Origin of the sequence: Mesorhizobium sp. M7A.F.Ca.CA.004.04.2.1 (genome assembly GCF_004022825.1) — a bacterium.
GTDB lineage: Bacteria > Pseudomonadota > Alphaproteobacteria > Rhizobiales > Rhizobiaceae > Mesorhizobium.
On record NZ_RZPH01000518.1, the window covers coordinates 1 to 4,171 of the forward strand.

A 4,171-nucleotide genomic window follows, 5' to 3' on the forward strand; every position below is an offset into this window, starting at 1 on the left:
CCGCCTCGGCAATCTTGCCGACCATCGCCGGGCGTGCCACCAGGCCGGTCAGCTTGTCGAAATGGGTTTCCGTGAAGACGAAATCCGCTGATTCATCGACGCCGGCGAAGAAGGACATCGCGGCGACCGACGCCGCCAGTGCGCAAAGAGCGGCCATCACCGAGACCATCATGTCCGCGGAGATGCCGGCAAAACCATCGCCGAGACCGAGCTTCAGGCCCCAGAGCCCGAGGACGAAACTGCCGAGACCCGAACTCGCTATGGTGAGCAGTCGGAACACCGGTGTTCGCTTCGGGTGGCTGACGGCGAGCATTGAAAGTTCCCCTGAGTACGGGGCTTTCTAGCGGATATCTCCTTAAAATGAGTTTCCGCGAATGAATCCAATTTTATTGGACCGAAAGTATTTCTTGAGCGGATCAACGCGCCTGGCGCTGAAACGGATTCAACTGGCGCGCCTAAGCTTCGTGTCTTCAAATGTCGCCATTTTAAAACCGCCGCGCATCTTTGGGCGGCAGGCGTTAGTCTCGTGCGCCGTCGGTCTGCTTCAATTCGTCGAGCGTCGGCATGGAAACGATGTGATAGCCGGAATCGACATCGTGGATTTCGCCGGTAACCCCGGAAGACAGATCCGACAACAGATAAAGTGCCGAGCCACCGACCTCGTCGATGGTCACCGTGCGGCGCAGCGGCGAGTTTCGCTGCTGGTAGGAGAACATGTGGCGCGCATCGGAAATGCCGGCGCCGGCGAGCGTGCGCACCGGTCCAGCCGAAATGGCGTTCACCCTGATGGCGCGCGGACCGTAGTCGTTCGCAAGATACCGGACACTCGCCTCCAGCCCTGCCTTGGCGACGCCCATGACATTGTAGTTCGGCATGACGCGGACCGACCCCGCATAGGTCAGCGTGATCATCGATCCGCCGTCCTTCATCAAGGTGGCCGCATGGCGGGCGACCTCAGTGAAGGAGTAGCAGGAGATCACCATGGTGCGGACGAAATTGTCCCGGCTGGTGTCGGCGTAGAGGCCTTTCAGCTCGTTCTTGTCGGAAAAGCCAATGGCGTGGACGACGAAATCCAGCCCGCCCCATTCCTTGCCCAGAGTCTCGAACGTGGCCGCGACAGAGGCGCTGTCCTCGACGTCGCACGGCACGACCAGCGAGGCGCCGAGCTTGTCGGCCAGCGGCCTGACCCGGCGTCCGAAGGCATCACCCTGATAGGTGAAGGCGAGTTCCGCGCCATGTTCGGATAATTTCCGGGCGATGCCCCAGGCGATCGAATGATCGTTGGCGACACCCATGACAAGCCCGCGCTTGCCCTTCATCAATCCGTCCATGGCCGGCAAATCCTTATGCGGAATAGCGCTGGAAAACGAGCGTGGCGTTGGTGCCGCCGAAGCCGAACGAATTGGACAAGACAGTGTCGATCCTGGCGTCGTCGATGCGCTTTCGCACGATCGGCATGCCCTCGAATTCGGGGTCGAGGGTCTCGATATGGGCGCTTTCGCCGATGAAGCCGCCCTGCATCATCAGGATCGAATAGATGGATTCCTGCACGCCGGCCGCGCCCAGCGAATGGCCGGTCAGCGACTTCGTCGAGGTGATATACGGCATCTCTGGGCCGAACACCTCGCGGATCGCTCCCATTTCCTTGGAATCTCCCACCGGCGTCGAGGTACCATGGGTGTTGATGTAGTCGACCGGTGTGGAAACCGTGGCCAGCGCCTGGCGCATGCAGCGGACTGCGCCCTCGCCTGAAGGGGCAACCATGTCGTGACCATCCGACGTCGCGCCATAGCCAACGATCTCGGCATAGATTTTCGCGCCGCGCGCTTTGGCATGCTCAAGCTCTTCCAGCACCAGCACCCCGGCGCCGCCGGCGATGACGAAGCCGTCGCGATTGGCGTCATAGGCGCGGGAAGCGGTCGATGCGTTGTCGTTGAATTTCGACGACATGGCGCCCATGGCGTCGAACAGGTCCGACATCGTCCAGTCGAGATCCTCGTGGCCGCCGGCAAAGATGATGTCCTGCTTGCCCCACTGGATCAATTCATAGCCATTGCCGATGCAATGCGCCGAGGTCGAACAGGCCGACGAGATCGAGTAGTTGACGCCGTGGATCTTGAACCAGGTGGCAAGCGTCGCCGATGCGGTCGACGACATTGCCTTCGGCACCGCGAACGGACCGATGCGCTTGGGACTGCCGTTCTTCAGCGTCGTTTCGGCAGCTTCGACGATGGTGCGGGTGGATGGTCCGCCCGATCCCATGACGATGCCGGTGCGCTCATTGGTGATGTCGCTCTCGCCGAGGCCCGCATCCGCGATCGCCTGATCCATGGCGACATGGTTCCAGGCAGCCCCCTGGCTCAGGAAGCGCATCGCACGGCGGTCGATCATGGCCGATGGATCGAGCGTCGGCGCTCCCCAGACCTGGCAGCGGAAGCCGTGTTCGGCGAAGGAATCGGAGAAGCTGATGCCGGATCTGGCGTCATGCAGAGAGGTCTGCACCTCGTTGGCATTGTTGCCGATCGACGACACAATGCCGATGCCTGTGACTACGACACGTCTCATTCGCAACTCCTTCCAGGGGTGCTGGCCAGAGGGCTGGCCAGGGATGCCGGTCAGCCAACCGCCGACTGCTTGGACAGACCGACTTTCAAATCCGTTGCCGCGTATATGGGTTCGCCATCCGCCTTCAGCCAGCCATCGGCGATGCCGAGCACCAGCCGGCCCCGCATCACGCGCTTGAAGTCGATGCCATATTCGACCTTCTTCACCGAGGGCGTGACCATGCCCTTGAATTTCACTTCACCGGTCGACAGCGCCATCCCCTTGCCGGGTTCGCCCAGCCAGCCAAGATAGAAGCCCGTCAATTGCCACATGGCGTCGAGGCCGAGGCACCCCGGCATGATCGGATTGCCGATGAAATGGCAGGCAAAGAACCACAGGTCCGGCTTGATGTCGAACTCCGCGCGGATGAAACCCTTCTCGAAGGCGCCGCCCGTCTCGCTGATCTCGGTGATGCGGTCGAACATCAGCATCGGCGGATAGGGAAGCTGGGCGTTGCCCGGTCCGAACAGTTCGCCGCGGGCGCAGGCCAGCAATTCGTCGTACTCGTAGCTGGATTTACCCGCCATCAATCTCATCCCCATATCGTTCCGGGCTATCGGGTGCCCTTGTCGTTGGTTTCCTAACACAATCTGTTTCAGGCCGGAAACCGGCGTTTGCGCTTAGCCTGCTCGTCTGCCTGGGTCAATGCGCGCTATTGATCGCATTCGGACGACAGAATATATGTCCTGAGAGGTCCGGTTTCGGCAGACGTTCATTTTTTTGCCATTCTGGGCGTGTCTTGGGGCGGAACTGTGGGGTTCGACGAGAAGATGGACCTGGACGGCCGGAAGGAAAATGTCGCTGTGGACAAGCGGGTCCGTGAAGCTGGCCTGAGGCCGACGCGTCAGCGCATTGCGCTGGCCGATCTGCTTTTCGCCAAGGGCGACCGGCATCTGTCGGCCGAGGAACTGCACGAGGAGGCGGTTGCCGCCGGCGTGCCGGTGTCGCTGGCCACCGTCTACAATGCCCTTCACCAGTTTACCCAGGCGGGACTTTTGCGCATCCTCGCCGTGGAGGGCGCGAAAACCTATTTCGACACCAACACCTCCGACCACCACCATTTCTACATCGAAGGCGAAAACCGCATATTCGACATCGACAGTGGTCCGGTGACGGTCGCCAACCTGCCGGAGCCGCCGGAAGGGATGGAGATCGCCAATGTCGATATCGTGGTGAGGCTGCGCCCCAAACGCCGCGAATGACCGGCGAGGCCCCCTTACCGTGCCCGTGCTGTTGTTGCTCGGCGGGCACATGTGGGGCAATGCGGCCGCGATGGCGGTTGCGCTGATCTGGATCGCGCACATCGCCATCGACCGTGCGCTGGCCTATGGCCTGAAGCTGCCAACCGGCTTTCAGGACACCCATCTCGGCCGTATCGGGCGCTAGGCTGACCTGAATTTCAACACACCCAAACCGGGCCGTGAAGGATCGGGGTTAAGATTCTGGGTCAAGAATCAGTCCTTGACCCGTTCGCCGGGATAGGCGCCCCAGACGATCGACTGGGCAAGCCAGCCTGTGTGGCCATCGAATGTCATTTCGCACCACTGGCCGTCGCAGGATTTGATCG

Annotated in this window: 5 protein-coding genes and 2 pseudogenes; 2 read left to right on the forward strand and 5 right to left on the reverse strand. The window is 61.3% G+C overall.

Annotated elements, in window-relative coordinates; all coding sequences use genetic code 11:
* The 4 genes and pseudogenes from EN893_RS21520 to fabA all read right to left on the reverse strand — a co-directional run.
* A pseudogene (locus tag EN893_RS21520) lies at positions 1–313 on the reverse strand (bifunctional diguanylate cyclase/phosphodiesterase); the annotation flags it as partial.
* Positions 314–518: 205 nt separating this feature from the next.
* Complete coding sequence (fabI, locus tag EN893_RS21525) at positions 519–1,331, reverse strand: enoyl-ACP reductase FabI (RefSeq protein ID WP_128361761.1); 813 nt, start codon at positions 1,329–1,331, stop codon at positions 519–521.
* Between the two features lie 13 nt (positions 1,332–1,344).
* Positions 1,345–2,565 (reverse strand): beta-ketoacyl-ACP synthase I, encoded by a 1,221-nt coding sequence (fabB, locus tag EN893_RS21530; protein ID WP_127267922.1) that lies wholly within the window; start codon positions 2,563–2,565, stop codon positions 1,345–1,347.
* A gap of 50 nt (positions 2,566–2,615) precedes the next feature.
* Positions 2,616–3,131, reverse strand: coding sequence for a 3-hydroxyacyl-[acyl-carrier-protein] dehydratase FabA (gene fabA, locus EN893_RS21535; protein WP_013527885.1), 516 nt, complete (start codon positions 3,129–3,131; stop codon positions 2,616–2,618).
* 243 nt (positions 3,132–3,374) lie between these two features.
* Here fabA and irrA point away from each other — a divergent pair, with 243 nt between their 5' ends.
* Together irrA and EN893_RS21545 are read left to right on the forward strand one after the other, a co-directional pair.
* The gene (gene irrA, locus EN893_RS21540; RefSeq protein ID WP_024503471.1) at positions 3,375–3,806 is read left to right on the forward strand and encodes an iron response transcriptional regulator IrrA; all 432 of its coding nucleotides are present in this window, start codon (positions 3,375–3,377) and stop codon (positions 3,804–3,806) included.
* Positions 3,807–3,825: 19 nt separating this feature from the next.
* Positions 3,826–3,990 (forward strand): annotated as a pseudogene (locus EN893_RS21545) (DUF4260 family protein); the annotation flags it as partial.
* A 68-nt stretch (positions 3,991–4,058) separates the two neighbouring features.
* Here the strand turns inward: EN893_RS21545 and EN893_RS21550 are convergent.
* On the reverse strand, positions 4,059–4,171 hold a 113-nt coding region (locus EN893_RS21550; protein ID WP_245490876.1), incomplete at its 5' end, for an SH3 domain-containing protein.

Coding starts and splice junctions, on each gene's coding strand:
- fabA (WP_013527885.1), bottom strand. CDS start 3,131: ATGGCGGGTAAATCCAGCTACGAGTACGACGAATTGCTGGCCTGCGCC.
- fabB (WP_127267922.1), bottom strand. CDS start 2,565: ATGAGACGTGTCGTAGTCACAGGCATCGGCATTGTGTCGTCGATCGGC.
- irrA (WP_024503471.1), top strand. CDS start 3,375: ATGGACCTGGACGGCCGGAAGGAAAATGTCGCTGTGGACAAGCGGGTC.
- fabI (WP_128361761.1), bottom strand. CDS start 1,331: ATGGACGGATTGATGAAGGGCAAGCGCGGGCTTGTCATGGGTGTCGCC.